General features: G+C 57.5%; 12 protein-coding genes. 8 read left to right on the forward strand and 4 right to left on the reverse strand.

Features of this window, described 5'->3' with window-relative positions; translation table 11 throughout:
- Positions 1-463 precede the first annotated feature (463 nt).
- A complete protein-coding gene (locus tag OCW50_RS18845; protein ID WP_262267256.1) occupies positions 464-1,813 on the forward strand; it encodes a M10 family metallopeptidase C-terminal domain-containing protein in 1,350 nt (449 codons plus the stop codon).
- Between the two features lie 156 nt (positions 1,814-1,969).
- On the opposite strand, the gene OCW50_RS18850 is transcribed toward OCW50_RS18845, so the two are convergent.
- On the reverse strand, positions 1,970-3,553 hold the full coding sequence (locus OCW50_RS18850) for a hypothetical protein (RefSeq protein WP_262267255.1): 1,584 nt from the start codon (positions 3,551-3,553) through the stop codon (positions 1,970-1,972).
- Between the two features lie 496 nt (positions 3,554-4,049).
- Here OCW50_RS18850 and OCW50_RS33695 point away from each other — a divergent pair, with 496 nt between their 5' ends.
- From OCW50_RS33695 to OCW50_RS18870, 3 genes are all read left to right on the forward strand, one after another.
- On the forward strand, positions 4,050-4,970 hold the full coding sequence (locus tag OCW50_RS33695; RefSeq protein WP_262267254.1) for a metallophosphoesterase: 921 nt from the start codon (positions 4,050-4,052) through the stop codon (positions 4,968-4,970).
- Positions 4,971-5,326: 356 nt separating this feature from the next.
- On the forward strand, positions 5,327-6,973 hold the full coding sequence (locus tag OCW50_RS18865; RefSeq protein WP_262267253.1) for a bifunctional diguanylate cyclase/phosphodiesterase: 1,647 nt from the start codon (positions 5,327-5,329) through the stop codon (positions 6,971-6,973).
- A 32-nt stretch (positions 6,974-7,005) separates the two neighbouring features.
- Complete coding sequence (locus tag OCW50_RS18870) at positions 7,006-8,205, forward strand: GGDEF domain-containing protein (RefSeq protein ID WP_262298604.1); 1,200 nt, start codon at positions 7,006-7,008, stop codon at positions 8,203-8,205.
- 35 nt (positions 8,206-8,240) lie between these two features.
- Here the strand turns inward: OCW50_RS18870 and recA are convergent, their stop codons facing one another.
- Positions 8,241-9,284, reverse strand: a complete 1,044-nt coding sequence (gene recA / locus OCW50_RS18875) for a recombinase RecA (protein ID WP_262267251.1) — start codon at positions 9,282-9,284, stop codon at positions 8,241-8,243.
- Between the two features lie 557 nt (positions 9,285-9,841).
- Here recA and OCW50_RS18880 point away from each other — a divergent pair.
- Complete coding sequence (locus OCW50_RS18880) at positions 9,842-10,615, forward strand: ADYC domain-containing protein (protein ID WP_262267250.1); 774 nt, start codon at positions 9,842-9,844, stop codon at positions 10,613-10,615.
- 98 nt (positions 10,616-10,713) lie between these two features.
- Here OCW50_RS18880 and dinB read toward each other — a convergent pair whose 3' ends face one another.
- On the reverse strand, positions 10,714-11,754 hold the full coding sequence (gene dinB, locus OCW50_RS18885; protein ID WP_373371474.1) for a DNA polymerase IV: 1,041 nt from the start codon (positions 11,752-11,754) through the stop codon (positions 10,714-10,716).
- Between the two features lie 256 nt (positions 11,755-12,010).
- On the opposite strand from dinB, the gene OCW50_RS18890 reads away from it, so the two are divergent.
- Positions 12,011-12,484 (forward strand): hypothetical protein, encoded by a 474-nt coding sequence (locus tag OCW50_RS18890; protein ID WP_262267249.1) that lies wholly within the window; start codon positions 12,011-12,013, stop codon positions 12,482-12,484.
- A gap of 8 nt (positions 12,485-12,492) precedes the next feature.
- Entirely contained in the window at positions 12,493-12,891 is a 399-nt protein-coding gene (locus OCW50_RS18895) for a thermonuclease family protein (protein WP_262267248.1), read from the forward strand.
- Between the two features lie 14 nt (positions 12,892-12,905).
- Here OCW50_RS18895 and OCW50_RS18900 read toward each other — a convergent pair whose 3' ends face one another.
- Positions 12,906-13,367, reverse strand: coding sequence for a Ros/MucR family transcriptional regulator (locus tag OCW50_RS18900; protein ID WP_262267247.1), 462 nt, complete (start codon positions 13,365-13,367; stop codon positions 12,906-12,908).
- A gap of 569 nt (positions 13,368-13,936) precedes the next feature.
- Between OCW50_RS18900 and OCW50_RS18905 the strand changes: the two genes are divergently transcribed.
- Entirely contained in the window at positions 13,937-14,182 is a 246-nt protein-coding gene (locus OCW50_RS18905; protein ID WP_262267246.1) for a hypothetical protein, read from the forward strand.
- Positions 14,183-14,195: the final 13 nt, after the last annotated feature.

The raw sequence follows: 14,195 nt of genomic DNA on the forward strand, positions 1-14,195 counted from the left end.
GATGTGCGAGGCCGTCCGCGATGATGCCGTTCAAGACTATATCGCCAGGTGTGAAGACGAACGCCACCGTCTTAAGATCGGAATGCACAGTCCGCGTGTTCAGAGGCAACTCGCTCTGGAATCCGCAGCGGCAAGACCTAGGATCGAGCAGGCGGAACTCTTCGCTTGAACTTAAGATCAGCACATAACGGGGCGCTTGTGCGCGCGCCCCTTTTTTGTACGGATCAACAAACCCCGTTTGCCACACTGATTAACGCGCGATGACCATCATCCGGGGTGCACAAGCCAGCAGGCATTTCGAGACGGCGTCCTTATTAGGACGGGAAATTAAATCCCCAGAATGAAACTGAAACAGCTTGACCGCCAGCGGCGCAAACGGTTTTGTATCCTACCATTCTATTTCGGTTTGATGCATTACAAGTGCGCTCGCTTGCTCCTGCTTCAAGAATGAGAAAGTAATAATATGTCTGCTAGAGCCATCCTTGCCCTCCGCGGAACCGATAAGGACAACGAGTCGTTCCGCGACTACGCAAACAAGGCTGACGGAGAAGGGGCCGTCATCACCTTCTCTTTCATGAATGCGGCCCCGGAAGGAAGCAGCGACAGGAAGGCATCGACCTTCTCGACCTACTCGGCTCAGGAGAAGGCGACGGTCTATGCCGCTCTCGGCTACATCTCCTCGATCGCCAATGTGACTTTCGTCGAATCTGACGCAGCCAATTCTCTGCTCGCCTTCGGTCAGTACGATTTCACCGGAGATATCGTCGGCAGCGGGATGGGCATCTACTACAACAAGGTGCTCGGTAGGTTCGAACAGGGCCAGGTCTGGGCCGACAGTCATATCAAATACAACACCAAGAGCGGCCAGGGCATTCACACCCTTCTCCATGAGATCGGCCATGCTCTTGGACTTCAGCATCCCTTCGAGGGACCGTACGCTCTGAGGGGCAAGGAACTCGCCTCCTCCGCCATGGGCTACGATTATACGGGCCCGGACAACAAGATGGGCGTTTATGACATCATGGCGCTCCAGGAGATCTACGGAACTCCGCAGGTTCGTCTTGGCACCAACACCTACAAGATGGGCAACGACAAGTACATCTTCGATGCCGGCGGGATCGACACGCTCGACGCTTCGGCAGCGAAGTACAAAGTCTCGATCAATCTTGAGCCCGGAAGCTGGAGCTACGTCAACAAGAAGGCGGGTTCTGTTATCTCTGATGGCCAGGTTGTTATCAGCAAGGCGACGGTCATCGAAAACGCCAGAGGCTCGAAGTTCAACGATACGATCACTGGCAACTCCGAGAACAACACTCTCAAGGGCGGCGCCGGGAACGATAAGCTCTATGGTGGCGCCGGCGATGATAAGCTCTATGGGGAGTCGGGCAACGACCTCCTCAGCGGTGGCGACGGAATGGACTACCTATCGGGTGGTGCCGGAAACGACACCATCTGGGGCGGTGCTGGCGCTGATCGGCTCTATGGGGGATCCGGGAAAGACCAGTTCAAGTTCAACTCCTACGGGGACCTTGGCGACCTGAATTCGTTTGATCGGATCTATGATTTTCGGGCGGACGACAAGATCAACTTCCGGAGCTTCGATGCTAACCCGGATGTCGCCGGCCGCCAGAAGATGACCTTCCTCGGCAACTCCACGGGCGACTGGAAGCTGAATGCTAACAAGGCGGGGCAGTTCTACTACAACACTGCCACCGATAACCTCGTTATAGACTCCAACGGAGACGGCGTCGCGGACCACTACATCGGCGTCAAAGGCGTCTCGTCCATGAAGGCCGCCTACTTCATGCTCTAAACCCAAAAGGGGAGGCCTCAGGCCTCCCCTTTCTTGTTTCGGGCATTGGTCTAGAGTGTCTCCGGAGCCGATCCCGGCTCCTTTGAAACAGATCGCGGAAACGTGTGCAGACAGATCTGCTAAAGGCAGCAGACCTCAGGATTCCTAAAACGAACGTTAACGCAATGGCGGCAGAGTAATCCCGCCAAGGCCGTGGGGAATTAGAGGTCGAACAGGAGGTCTGGGCGGTGTAGGGGGAGTTGTATGCATATCACTCCCTTCGCAACTGCACCTCTGGCCGCGGCACACACATTCTCCTTCGCACCTCATCCTGTCGCAGGTCGCTGTTCTAGTGGGTCCGTCTATAGAGAGCCCGAGGCACCCACAAGCAAGCACTCTATTTGGACTCATGCCGACTTTCGATGAGTACTGTGAGCACCTAACCTGACTACACAAAAGCGCCTCGACGTTCACCGAGGCTGAATTGTCCTGCAGAAGCAAAGCAATACATTCTTCGCGAGGACGATCGTGATCATCGAACGGATTTTGAGCGCAGTCTGCGCGGGTTCGGTCTTCATCCGACTGACACTCGGAACCGATTCGTCCGGCTATGCCTGAATTATTTAGACCTTCAACAGCTCTTGCCTCACAGCGACACGATCGGATCGAGTCCAGAATTCCTATGACGCCACCATCCTCTCGTGCATACGAGAGCTCGTATCCTGTTCCAGCGACAGGAAACCGACTGCATTGCTTATTCTTATCTGGCGTATCCTCAGGTACAGGGGTTGGAGCAAGTGTAATGTCGTCAGAATCACTGTTGGAGTCTGACGGAGTTGTAGCAGTGGGTGAAGCAGGCGCTGACCCAGTAGCGTCGCTCTTCTCCTTTTCGGCTAGCTGCTCTTGTAGTTTTTTTATGTTTTCCTGATCTTTTCGGCGCTGTTCTTCGTTTGCATTATCAATTTGAATAGTAACTAATATTGTAACTGCGGCTCCAAGTACGACAATGGGAGCAGCAGGCCCGGTGGCGGTAGCGGCTGTGACCAACCCAAGTATAAATGCAGTCCCATATTTTATGTTGTTCAGGGTCTGAGACGCATAAGGGTTGTTGACACATTCTGCAGGTTTCGCCTTGGCGATTACGTTATTCACGCACTGTCGATAGTGATCCTTTGCAGAATTGCCCCAACTGCCTATGTCGTCGCTGATATCCGGAACTTGGCCGCCGCCCCTTCCGCACGAACCCAGAAACGCAGACGGATTTGAAGGATCGAAGCTTGCAGGTGTCGCGCTCGGTCCTCCAGATACGCTACGCATCCGAACAAAGAGAGATTGCGCAAGATCTCTCTCTGTCGGCAAACCACAACTGGATGCCAGGAGTTTTGCGTATCTTTCCAACGAGTCGAGGAGAGTCAGTTTTGCTTCGGCATTTGTAAGATGATGATTGTTCTGAAACCGGGCAGTAATCGAACCCATGGGAGCAGGAATAAAATTACTTGGTGGTTCTCCACAAGCGGTCCGCCGAGCTCGCTCTGCGTTAGCCTGAAAGTTTGTGAATTCCTGATCGGTTGCTCCGATTGCCTTGAACCACTTCTTCAAAAGAACAGTCTGTGCTGCTGCGGCTCCCATCGAGTAGCAGTAATATTGATCAATCAGCACCTTGGCATTGGCCTGAGTCAGGACTCCGTTTGGTTGTCCCCTGGCAGGCACGATCGGCATTATGACAGCAAGAACGCAAGCCAGAATAATGATCTGAAGCATGATCGTCCCCTTACTTGGGATGCGTCAGTCAAATCACGGCGCGTGGATGATTCTGATCCTGTCGATGCATAGCGTCAATGACTTATCTCAGTGGGCCCGAGTGCCGTGTGGGGGCGGTCAAGATATTAGTCATCGGATACAAAATGCTAGATTTAAACCGCGGGATTTCGGCTTTGCTTGAGAGATTGTGCCAGCAGATCACAACGATCGGGCGCCGCCGCTGGACAGTGGTCAGGGGTGACGGTACATCCGCGCCACCCCTCAACCACGTCAGCCGAGTGCCCCACATCCCGGTTGCTGCCTTGATATCGCCGACATGGTTAACGTTCGGTTAATTCCGAGCACTCAAGGCGGAATTTTCGGCTTTATTTCTTCCGCAAAGCTTGGCAATTTGGGTCATCAAGATCCCCGAAAAGTAGAAATCAAATGACGCCCGTCCGTCTCGTACGAACGGCCAAGCTTTGGGTGCTGAAAGTGCACCTGAAAGGAGTTCGAATTGCGCTTTGATATTGTCGCCGACGTCCATGGACACGCATCCAAGCTTACCGCCCTCCTCTCCAAGCTGGGCTATAAGCTCAAGAACGGCATCTGGCAGCATCAGGACCGGACGCTGGTCAGCGTGGGCGACCTCATCGACCGTGGCCCCGAGCAACTCGAAACCGTTCGGATCCTCCGGCAGATGAGAGACGAAGGCTTTGCCCTGGTGACGATGGGCAACCATGAGCACAATGCCATCGGCTGGTTCCTCACCGATCCCAACGAGCCCTCTCGGCCGCTCCGGGCGCACAGTGCCAAGAATCGCAACCAGCATCAGGCATTCCTAGAGGCCGTCGGCGAGGGCTCTCCTCTCCACCGGGAAACGGTCGAGTGGTTCATGACCCTGCCCCTCTGGTGGGAGACTGATGGCCTTCGGGTCATTCATGCCTGCTGGCATGCTCGCGAAATCGCCATCATGAGGAACTTCGTCAATCAGGACGCTTCGCTCACAGAGGATGGCATCTATGCCTCTTTCGCCAAGGGGCATCCGGCGCACAACGCCGTCGAGATCCTTCTAAAAGGCCTTGAGATCGCCCTCCCCGCAGGCGTATCGTTCTTCGATAAGGATGGCCATGAGCGAACCAACACTCGCATCCGCTGGTGGGACGATGTGGCTACCACCTACAGGAGCGCTGCTCTCGTCGATCCAGAGACAACCGCTCTCCTGCCGGATATCGAACTCGGCCCCGAGGATCGCTTGGAGTACGACCACGCCGCCTCGGTAGTCTTTGGGCATTACTGGCTTCAAGGAAATCCGGGCCTGACTGACCGGCGCCGGCTCTGCCTCGACTACTCCGTCGCGAAGGGTGGCCATCTCGCCGCATATCAGTGGGACGGTGAAGCGGAACTCGACCCCAGCAAGCTGGTGTACGTCAGCTAGAGCGGAGCGCAGGCCCGAGAACGTGAGCCTGCGTCACCTCCCGACGTATAAAGATTCTATGCACCAAACAAGGGATTTGATCGCTTAGGCGTCGGATTAACCCTGGTGCTTAAAACGCTTCAAACCGATTGTAGTTAGGCTGGATCCGAATTAAAAGTCACAACAGTGAAGGTCTCGATTTGACTTTCCTATGGCGGATTGGATGCCCAGCCCTCTAGGCCCGATCCAAAGGCATGATGCCGCCCCGCCATACCGGTGCGAACCCGGTATATCGATATCTCAATCGACATTTTTAATCTGGTTCGAGTTCAAGCACTTTGTGGCAGCTGAGGCTCGGAGGTTAACGCGGGCGTCCTATGCTGACCGTTTCTGAGTTTGTCTTCACAGAGCGATCTGCTCTTTTGATCGCGATGGAGGTTGCGACCCTTGCTGTCGCCTGTCTTACGTGCGTCCATCAGTGGACACAGGCAGGCAAAATCCGGGGTTCCAAACGATTTGTCCTCAGAGGCGTGGCAATCGCGGCCGCGCTCTTCGGCCTATGGTCGACCTACTGGGTCGGAACCAGAGTGGTAGCGCCCCCTCCCCCAGATGGATTTGGGATCAGCTTAACCCTCCTGGCCTTCGTCACAGGTGTCGTTCTCACCGGAATTGGCGCCGGCATGAGCATCCGGGATCGTTGGAACCGGACCCGTGATCTTGTGACTGGCCTTGAGAACCGGGCCAACTTCATTGACAGGCTCGATCGTGAAATTGCCGTCCACCAGGCCAGGAACCAACAGCTGGCAATTCTCTGCCTCGACATCGACGGCTTCAAGGACATTAACGACCTCTATGGTCATACGACCGGCGACCATACCCTTCGGGATGTTGCCAGCAAGCTGGCGACGGTACTGAGCCGCGGGCAGATCCTTGCGCGGCTTGGCGGCGACGAATTCGCGGTTCTCATGCCCAATATTGAAAGCCCGACGGAAGTCCGCCTCCTTGCAGAGCGGCTGCAGAAGGCAGTTGCTGCCGGCCTTCAGGTCGAAGACCTTCCCGGGTCCGTGTCCGTGAGCATCGGCATTGCCTTGTATCCCACCGATGCCAGTGACCGGGCCGAGTTGCTCTCCTGCGCCGATACCGCTCTTCACCGGGTCAAGGAGGAAACGAGCGGGTCCTGCCGCTTCTTCGATCCAACGATGGGTGACAAGCTCCGCGAGCGCCGGACCATCGAACAGGATCTCCGCCAAGCCATTCAGGACGATCAACTCTACCTCGTTTACCAGCCCCAGGCGAAGATCGGCACCGGGGAGGTGACGGGCTTTGAAGCGCTGTTGCGGTGGAAACATCCCGTCCGTGATGACCTCTCACCCGGGCTCTTCATACCGATTGCGGAAGAGAGCAGCCTTATACTCACCTTAGGCGAATGGGTCTTACGCACAGCCTGCCGTGAGGCAGCAAGCTGGACGCGACCGCTCACGATCGCGGTCAATGTTTCTGCGCGGCAGCTTATTGATGAGGGACTGGCCGAGTTGGTCGAAAGCATTCTGGCTGACACCAGGCTCTCTCCAGAGCGCCTCGAGATCGAGGTGACCGAGACAGCCCTTATCAGTGATCCCAGCCGAGCCCGCCAAACGCTCAATAGGCTCAAGGCGCTGGGCGTCACCATTGCCATGGACGATTTCGGAACCGGCTATTCCTCTTTGTCGAATGTGCGGGAGTTTCCGCTCGACAAGATCAAAATCGACCGATCCTTCATCAAGGCGGTTCATGCCAATAAGCAGGCCGCCGCGATCGTCCGGGCCGTGCGCCTGTTGTGCGATGGTCTCGGCCTGCCCGTGATCGCCGAAGGAGTCGAGACAGCAGACGAACTCCACTTCCTCGTCAAGGAAGGGTTCACCGACGCTCAGGGCTACCTCCTGGGAGCTCCTGTGCCTGCCAGTGATATTGGACCCCTGGTCTTCGACAATGTCATTCCGCTGCCGAGCGCACGCATTCGCATAGTCAGCGAGGCGGCAATCTAATGATCATCAGTGGTCTGAGAGCGATGAGAGCCATGAGCAAGAGGGCGCCCAACCGTGCGCGATCCCTCAACAGGCTCAAGATTGTCCTGGTGCTCCTCGGCGCCGGCTTCATCATCGGGGCCGCGTACTTCCTATGGCTTATCGCCGACCGCCAGGACAAATTGGCAGGAGTTTCGCGCCTGGATGTGGCGTGGGTGGCGAACAAGGCCGAATCTGAATTCTTCCGCCTTCAGCATTCCCTCCTTGCCTATCGCACCGGTGACAGCGGCGTGACTGCTGACGATGTCATCCTCAGGTTCGACATCGTTCAGAGCCGCTTCAACATGCTGAAGGATGGAAACTTCGGTACCTTCATCCAAAGTAGCCAAGACACCAAGGCGGCGGCTGATCGGATCGAGGAGATCCGCAGAGCCGCAGAGCCACTCATCTACAGCATCGACAAGTCCGGTGCGGCCGTTCAAGCAACCGCGATACTAGAGCCCATTGCAACGATCCTGCCGCATCTTGTCGGCGTGGCGAACCAATATGTTGCCGACCTGATTACCGAGAATCATGTCGCCCTGATGGGCTTGCATCGCACCTTCACATTCATGATGATTGGGATGATCCTCTGCGGCTTCGGGCTGATCGCCTTCATGAAGTGGCAGAATGATCTGTTGGAGGGCGCCCATGACGAGGTTCAGGATCTGGCCAAGAACCTGACGCACCTGGCCCACCACGACGCCCTGACCGGACTGACCAATCGGGTTCTGTTCCGCCAGCGTTTGGACGCGGACCTCGACAGGCTCCGTACCCACGGCGAGGCGCTGACGGTCCTGTATCTCGATCTGGACGGCTTCAAGCAGGTTAACGACAAGCTCGGTCACGCTGCCGGTGATGAATTGCTGCGGATCGTTGCGAAACGTCTTCAGAACGCAATCCGGGCTGATGATATCCCGGCCCGTCGTGGTGGCGATGAATTCGCCGTCCTGCTCAGGGATCCTGTTTCGATTGATATTGCCGAGACAATCTCCCAGCGGATCATCGCAGCGATAAGCGCACCGATCGGGCTGGATCGCCAGGAGATCACAATCGGAACGAGCATCGGGATCTTCATGGCGAAGGATCCCCAATTGACCCGCGACGAAATCATGCGAGGTGCGGACAAGGCTTTGTATCAGGCGAAGTCCGAGGGTCGGGGACGATACCGCTCATTCGATATTGTCCCGCTGCCGGATCAACAGGTCGCTTAAGAAAAAGGCCGGTCCTCACGGACCGGCCTCTTCCATTACGCGGCATCGTCGGCCGCAGTGTCGCCCGTATCATTGGCCTGAAGATCGTGCATGAGCAGGCCTGCATTCTCGCGGATCTTACCCTCGATCTGGGCTGCGATTTCCGGATTCTCCTTCAGGAAGGTCTTGGAGTTCTCACGGCCCTGTCCGAGGCGCTGGCTGTCGTACGAGAACCAGGCGCCCGACTTCTCGACGACGCCAGCCTTCACGCCGAGGTCGATGAGCTCGCCCATCTTCGAGACACCTTCTCCGAACATGATGTCGAACTCGACCTGCTTGAAGGGCGGAGCGACCTTGTTCTTGACCACCTTCACCCGCACCTGGTTGCCGATCGGCTCATCGCGATCCTTCAGGGTCGAGATCCGGCGGATGTCGAGACGAACAGAAGCGTAGAACTTCAGGGCGTTGCCACCCGTCGTGGTCTCCGGGCTGCCGTAGGTCACGCCGATCTTCATGCGGATCTGGTTGATGAAGATCACCAGCGTGTTCGTCCGGTTGATGGAACCGGTCAGCTTCCGCAACGCCTGGCTCATGAGACGGGCCTGAAGGCCGGGGCGGCTCTCACCCATCTCGCCTTCAATTTCGGCCTTCGGGGTCAGGGCAGCGACGGAGTCGATGATCACGACATCGATCGCGCCCGAACGCACCATCGTGTCGGCAATTTCCAGCGCCTGCTCGCCATGATCCGGCTGGGAGACGATGAGATCGTCAAGGTTCACGCCCAGCTTGCGGGCATAGACTGGGTCGAGCGCATGCTCGGCGTCGATGAAGGCGCAAACACCGCCCTTCTTCTGGGCCTCGGCAATGGCGTGGAGCGTGAGTGTCGTCTTGCCCGAAGACTCCGGCCCATAGATCTCGACGATCCGGCCCTTGGGAAGACCGCCAACACCAAGGGCGATGTCCAAGCCCAGCGAGCCGGTCGAAATCGTCTCGACCTCGACAACCTGATCGCCGCCGAGGCGCATGATTGCGCCCTTGCCGAAGGCGCGTTCGATCTGCGCGACCGCTGTCTCGATCGCCTTCTTCTTATCCAAGCTCATAAAGGCTCCGCACGTCGTGATTTGGGATCGTGGGACCCTATCTCGATCCGCGGTGAAAGACCAGAACAAATCAAGAACTGCGCCACTTTGTCGGGGACAAAGCTTGGCTGGATCGCCGGATCGGGAGCACTTCAGCCTTATCTCAGATAGTGGAGCTTTGCAGCGCTGCCCTCATGCATCCTCCTCCCATGTGGTCTGGAAGCCTTAGGCGATCAGGAGTAAAATCGGCGTGTGGTGACGGATTGAGACCGTCGGCCACGGGCAGTCCCTTTCTAAGGGAGGACGCCATGATCTCCAGACGCAGATCGATCTTTGCTGCCGCCACTGCAGCGTTCACTCTGGTATTGGCATTCAGTGTCCCAGCCACCGCGAGACTTGCCTCAAACAGGCTTGCGTCAAACCGGCTCGCAAGTAACGCCTTAAGCGATAAAGCCACGTTTGATGCCCAAGCCGTGACCATTACGCACGTCGTACTCCCGGACGGAACGGCTTTCGCTGTCCGGTAAGGCAAGGCGGCAGCCGTGAGGCTCCCGGTCCTCGCGCTTGTGATGACTCTCATGGCGGCAATCAGCCTTCCGTCGCCGAGTTATTCGCAAATTGCAAAGAGCGACATTCAGGCTGTCGGGACCGAGTTCAGAATGACGTTGCCGGATGGGCGCATCCTAACGAGCGCCCAGCTGATTGGCGCTGTCCTGTCGATCGCAAGCCCTGATAACAGACGGCAGAAAGTTCGCATTGAGGCGGTTGAGCCGGATCCGAGCGACCCGGATCACGACATCCAGTTACACACGCTGTCGGTCCAGGATCCGAACACCGGCGCCTGGACCAATCTTTGCCTGCCCGGTCCAGACGGGATAGCCAAGGCATTTCCCCTAAGCGGCGTGTGGACGAAGGATGGGCGCCATCTGCGTGACGAACACGCCTTCGCGTTAATCTGTACAGGTGGAGCAATCGGCAAGTGCGTGCGATGGGGCTATAAGCCTTGGCGCTCTGCTGCGACTGGCGAGTCCTTATGGGACTATCACCAAGCCTGCGTGCGAATGGTTCGGGCTGATTACGGTGGAGATGGGGTCGGTCATACGCGCGATGACACGCCGATTGATGTCTATGATAGGCTTGGCATCCTCCAACCCACCCCGGATCCAGGTCCTCTAGGGTTTGAGGCTGCATGGGGAGTCGGCGGAGCGATCTGCGTTCGAAAACCCCGGATTCCTGGAAGCGTTTCGCTGGAAGAACTGGAGCGGACATATCCTCGCCTGATCGGCCAAACGGGAGAGCGGTGCCAGGAAGACAACCGAGAACAAGCCACGCTGATCTACAATCGATCGTAATGCCTGCGACATGCCAAGGTTGTCGACACGTCTGGACGACGCCGGCTTGGAAAAGTCTCAGCTTCAAAATTCCCTATAGATCCATTGTTGTCCTCCACTCACAGCGCCAAAGATAGCTGCGGGGTTTCGGATTCCTCGTCCGTATTCAAAGTGGACAGAGAGACCCCAAGGAGCCGAACCGCCTTTGGGAAGGGAACCAAAGCCGACAGAAGTTCAAACGACGCGGCCTCGAGCGCCGCCCTGCCCTCCACCATACTCGCCAGGGTTCGGCTGCGGGTGATCTGGTGAAAGTCCGCATACTTCACCTTGAGCGTCACCGTACGGCCCCTCACCCCGGTCTGATCGCAATGGCGCCAAACCTTATCGATGATCGGCTGGAGCGCCGTCTTCATAGCTTCCAACTCAGTCAGATCGCTCGAGAATGTGTTCTCGGCTCCAACGGACTTCCGGATCCGGTCTGGGCGCACCGGACGATGGTCGACCCCTCTAGCAAGCCAGTAATAGTAGCTCCCAGCCTTGCCGAACCGCTCCTGCAGAAATTCCAGCGACCGCCCCTTCAGGTCGAGCCCCGTGAAAATGCCGAGCCTGTTGAACTTCGCAGCGGTCGCAGGGCCGATCCCATGAAATTTCTGGATCGGAAGCTGCTCCATAAACGCCGGCCCCATCTCGGGCGTGATGACGAACATACCGTTGGGCTTACGCTGATCCGACGCCATCTTTGCCAGAAATTTTTGGTATGATATACCAACCGACGCAGTCAGCCCTGTCTCCTGAAAGATCTTCGCTCGGATCTCACGCGCAACTTGCGTTGCATACGGAATGCCCTTCAGGTTCTCGGTGACATCAAGATAAGCCTCGTCCAGCGAGAGGGGCTCCACCAAGGGCGTGTACTCGTGGAAGATCTCTCGGATTTGCAGGGAGACTTGCTTATAGACGTCGAAGCGTGGCTTCACGAAGATCAGATCGGGGCACTTGCGGCGCGCCGTCACCGACGGCATCGCAGAATGGACGCCGAAGCGGCGCGCCTCATAGCTGGCAGCCGCCACCACGCCCCGCTCTCTCGAGCCGCCCACCGCGACGGGCTTCCCCCGGAACTCTGGATTGTCCCGCTGCTCTACACTGGCGAAGAAGGCATCCATGTCACAATGTATCACGCGACGATCGGCAATGACCTCGCCCGTTACGGCTTCTTCCGGCCTCGGATCGGCAATGACTGGATCAAGGGTGAAGTCCAACGTGGTCCCCACGAATGGATACAGGCTATCAGGTCACCTTAGTAATAGCATTGCCTGTTCTTCATTTGTACTCCCCACCTAGGATTTCCACCTGTTTCCTGTCGGGCCGCCGTTTTTGAGATCGTTTTCGATCAATCCCCGAAAATCTCAGGAGCGTCCGATGTCCGCTGACAAGCATAAGGGCTTGGCCATACGCACTGCCTACCTCCGCCTTGCGGCCTCCCGCGGCGAGGCTGGCTTTGCCGTTCAGGTCAAATGGGCCTACGCCGTCACTTCGTATGTCGAGGATCTTCTGAAACTCGGACACCTGCGCCGCACCAGGCAACCCGCCGGCAGCCGGAAACGCGTCACCTGTATGGTGATTACGCCGAGCGGCGAGAAGTGCCTTCACGACACCCTCGCCCGCCGCGGGCAGGACTTCGGCCCGATCTCCCTCATCCGGACCGTCGATCCACGAAAGATCCGAAAAGAGGAGCGGCGCAAGCTCGCAACCGAGGCTGCCGGATACACGAGCCGCCGCGTCTACACCGGCATCCGCCATTTGGATGCTGCGCTGGCGGCTCGCCACCTCGAGCGGATCAGACGGGCCCTCGCCGGTTCCGCCTCATCCCTCTCCACGCAAGCAATCGCCTGAGGAGTTCCATGAACCTTGCTGTCCCGGCTGCCCTCGGTCTTCTGTTCGCCTGCCTGTTGTGGGTCTGGATCCGGTCCTCTGCAAAGCACGCCATCAATCCACGAAATCTCTGCGTGATCGACGGCGACACCGTCTGGATTCTCGGGCCGGATCGATCCGTCGCGGAAAAGGTCCGGCTCCAGAACGTGAACGCGCCCGAACTCCGGCGCCCGCGCTCCCGCAGGGAGCTCAACAAGGCTGTTGCCGCGACTGAGTTCCTTCGGGATACAATCGAACGGGCTCGCTCCGCCACCATCCGCAGGAGGGGCAAGGATCGATACGGGCGAACCCTCGCCCGTATCGCAATCGACGGCTCCGACCTGGGCCGCCTCCTTGTCCGCGCTGGCCATGCCAAACGCTGGACCTGACCAGTTTCTTATCCCTACGCTGCAGCGGAGCGACGGCCGGCCTTCTTTGCGGGCTTCTTCCCCTGGGCACCGAGGCCCATGCTCTTGGCCATCTGGGAACGCTGCTGAGAATAATTCGGGGCGACCATCGGATAGTCGTGGGGCAGACCCCACTTGAGGCGGTATTCCTCCGGCGTCAGGCCCACTCCCCTCAGGTGCCGCTTCAGGGTCCGATACTGGCGGCCATCCTCCAGGCTGATCAGATAGTCCGGCGTGATTGTCTTTTTGATTGGCAGCCGCGGCTGCAGGGGCTCTGCCGTCTTGATCTCCGCAGGACCACTCTGGATCGTGGCGAACGCCTTATGCACGTTCTCGATCAGCGTCGGAATGTCCTGCCGGACCAGGGAATTGTTCGCCACATAGGCAGTCACGACATCTGCCGTCATCTGAAGAAGGTCGTTGCTCGTCGATGCGGTGGCGACTTCAGGGGTGTTCATAGAGATACTCTCTTCGGTTCTAAGCAGTCCGGAGGGTATAGGGGCGTGGTTCTGATAGGACCACCTTCAAAGGGATGCTCAGGCTGGAGCAAAAGGCTATTGGGATCTTCCATCAGCGTTTGTGTTCTATCCGGGATCTGCTGTGTTCTTGGACTTGCGGTCAACGGACCAGTTCGGCACCTAAAATTGCGGGGCAGTTAAACCCCGGGAAGGCATTTATCTTCCAATTGGCTCTATTCCAAGCCGCATCGTTGATTTTTCAAGCGCGGCTCTGGAAGGATCGATCGGTTAGAGCAAGGCTATTGGCGTGTTCCAGTGGCGTTCGTGTTCTAGTCGGGATCTGCTGTGTTTTGGATTGGCGGTCAACGAACCAGTTTCAGGGCGAAAAATGGCGTCTATTCTAAACCCCGTAAGGCGTTCAAATCGGTCGGAGAAATCCTCCTAATCTGTTGTTCTCTTTCTTCTTTGATGGCCTCGAAATCGGTTCAAAAGATCAGGAAAACCCCCGAAGGATGCTCAGGACAAGGCAGTCAGGCGGGAGTAGCTGATCCAACACGAGAGTAGAGTACATGATCGCGATCGACACGACCTCCCGGTATGGCACCGTCGCCCAGCTGCGCGACCGTTACCGCCGCATGTATGAGCCGACCCACGGCGCTCTCAAGTCGATGAGCCTCAATCTCATTTCCAGCGAAAACCGGGCGACGCTCGTCCTCGGCTTCGCCTCCGCAGGGCAGGCTCGGAAGATGACCGCTGAAATTGCCTTCGATCCGGGCGAGACGACTGTTGCCAGCCTCGCCTCGCGCTGGCACTAGCCTCGGAACTAGG

The organism is Microvirga sesbaniae (genome assembly GCF_025460805.1).
Lineage (GTDB): Bacteria > Pseudomonadota > Alphaproteobacteria > Rhizobiales > Beijerinckiaceae > Microvirga > Microvirga sesbaniae.

Excerpts from the sequence above, each read along its gene's own strand:
- OCW50_RS18890 (WP_262267249.1), top strand. The coding sequence starts at position 12,011 with ATGTCCGCTGACAAGCATAAGGGCTTGGCCATACGCACTGCCTACCTC.
- OCW50_RS18850 (WP_262267255.1), bottom strand. The coding sequence starts at position 3,553 with ATGCTTCAGATCATTATTCTGGCTTGCGTTCTTGCTGTCATAATGCCG.
- OCW50_RS18870 (WP_262298604.1), top strand. The coding sequence starts at position 7,006 with ATGAGCAAGAGGGCGCCCAACCGTGCGCGATCCCTCAACAGGCTCAAG.
- OCW50_RS18845 (WP_262267256.1), top strand. The coding sequence starts at position 464 with ATGTCTGCTAGAGCCATCCTTGCCCTCCGCGGAACCGATAAGGACAAC.
- dinB (WP_373371474.1), bottom strand. The coding sequence starts at position 11,754 with ATGGATGCCTTCTTCGCCAGTGTAGAGCAGCGGGACAATCCAGAGTTC.
- recA (WP_262267251.1), bottom strand. The coding sequence starts at position 9,284 with ATGAGCTTGGATAAGAAGAAGGCGATCGAGACAGCGGTCGCGCAGATC.
- OCW50_RS18880 (WP_262267250.1), top strand. The coding sequence starts at position 9,842 with ATGGCGGCAATCAGCCTTCCGTCGCCGAGTTATTCGCAAATTGCAAAG.
- OCW50_RS18905 (WP_262267246.1), top strand. The coding sequence starts at position 13,937 with ATGATCGCGATCGACACGACCTCCCGGTATGGCACCGTCGCCCAGCTG.
- OCW50_RS18895 (WP_262267248.1), top strand. The coding sequence starts at position 12,493 with ATGAACCTTGCTGTCCCGGCTGCCCTCGGTCTTCTGTTCGCCTGCCTG.
- OCW50_RS18865 (WP_262267253.1), top strand. The coding sequence starts at position 5,327 with ATGCTGACCGTTTCTGAGTTTGTCTTCACAGAGCGATCTGCTCTTTTG.
- OCW50_RS18900 (WP_262267247.1), bottom strand. The coding sequence starts at position 13,367 with ATGAACACCCCTGAAGTCGCCACCGCATCGACGAGCAACGACCTTCTT.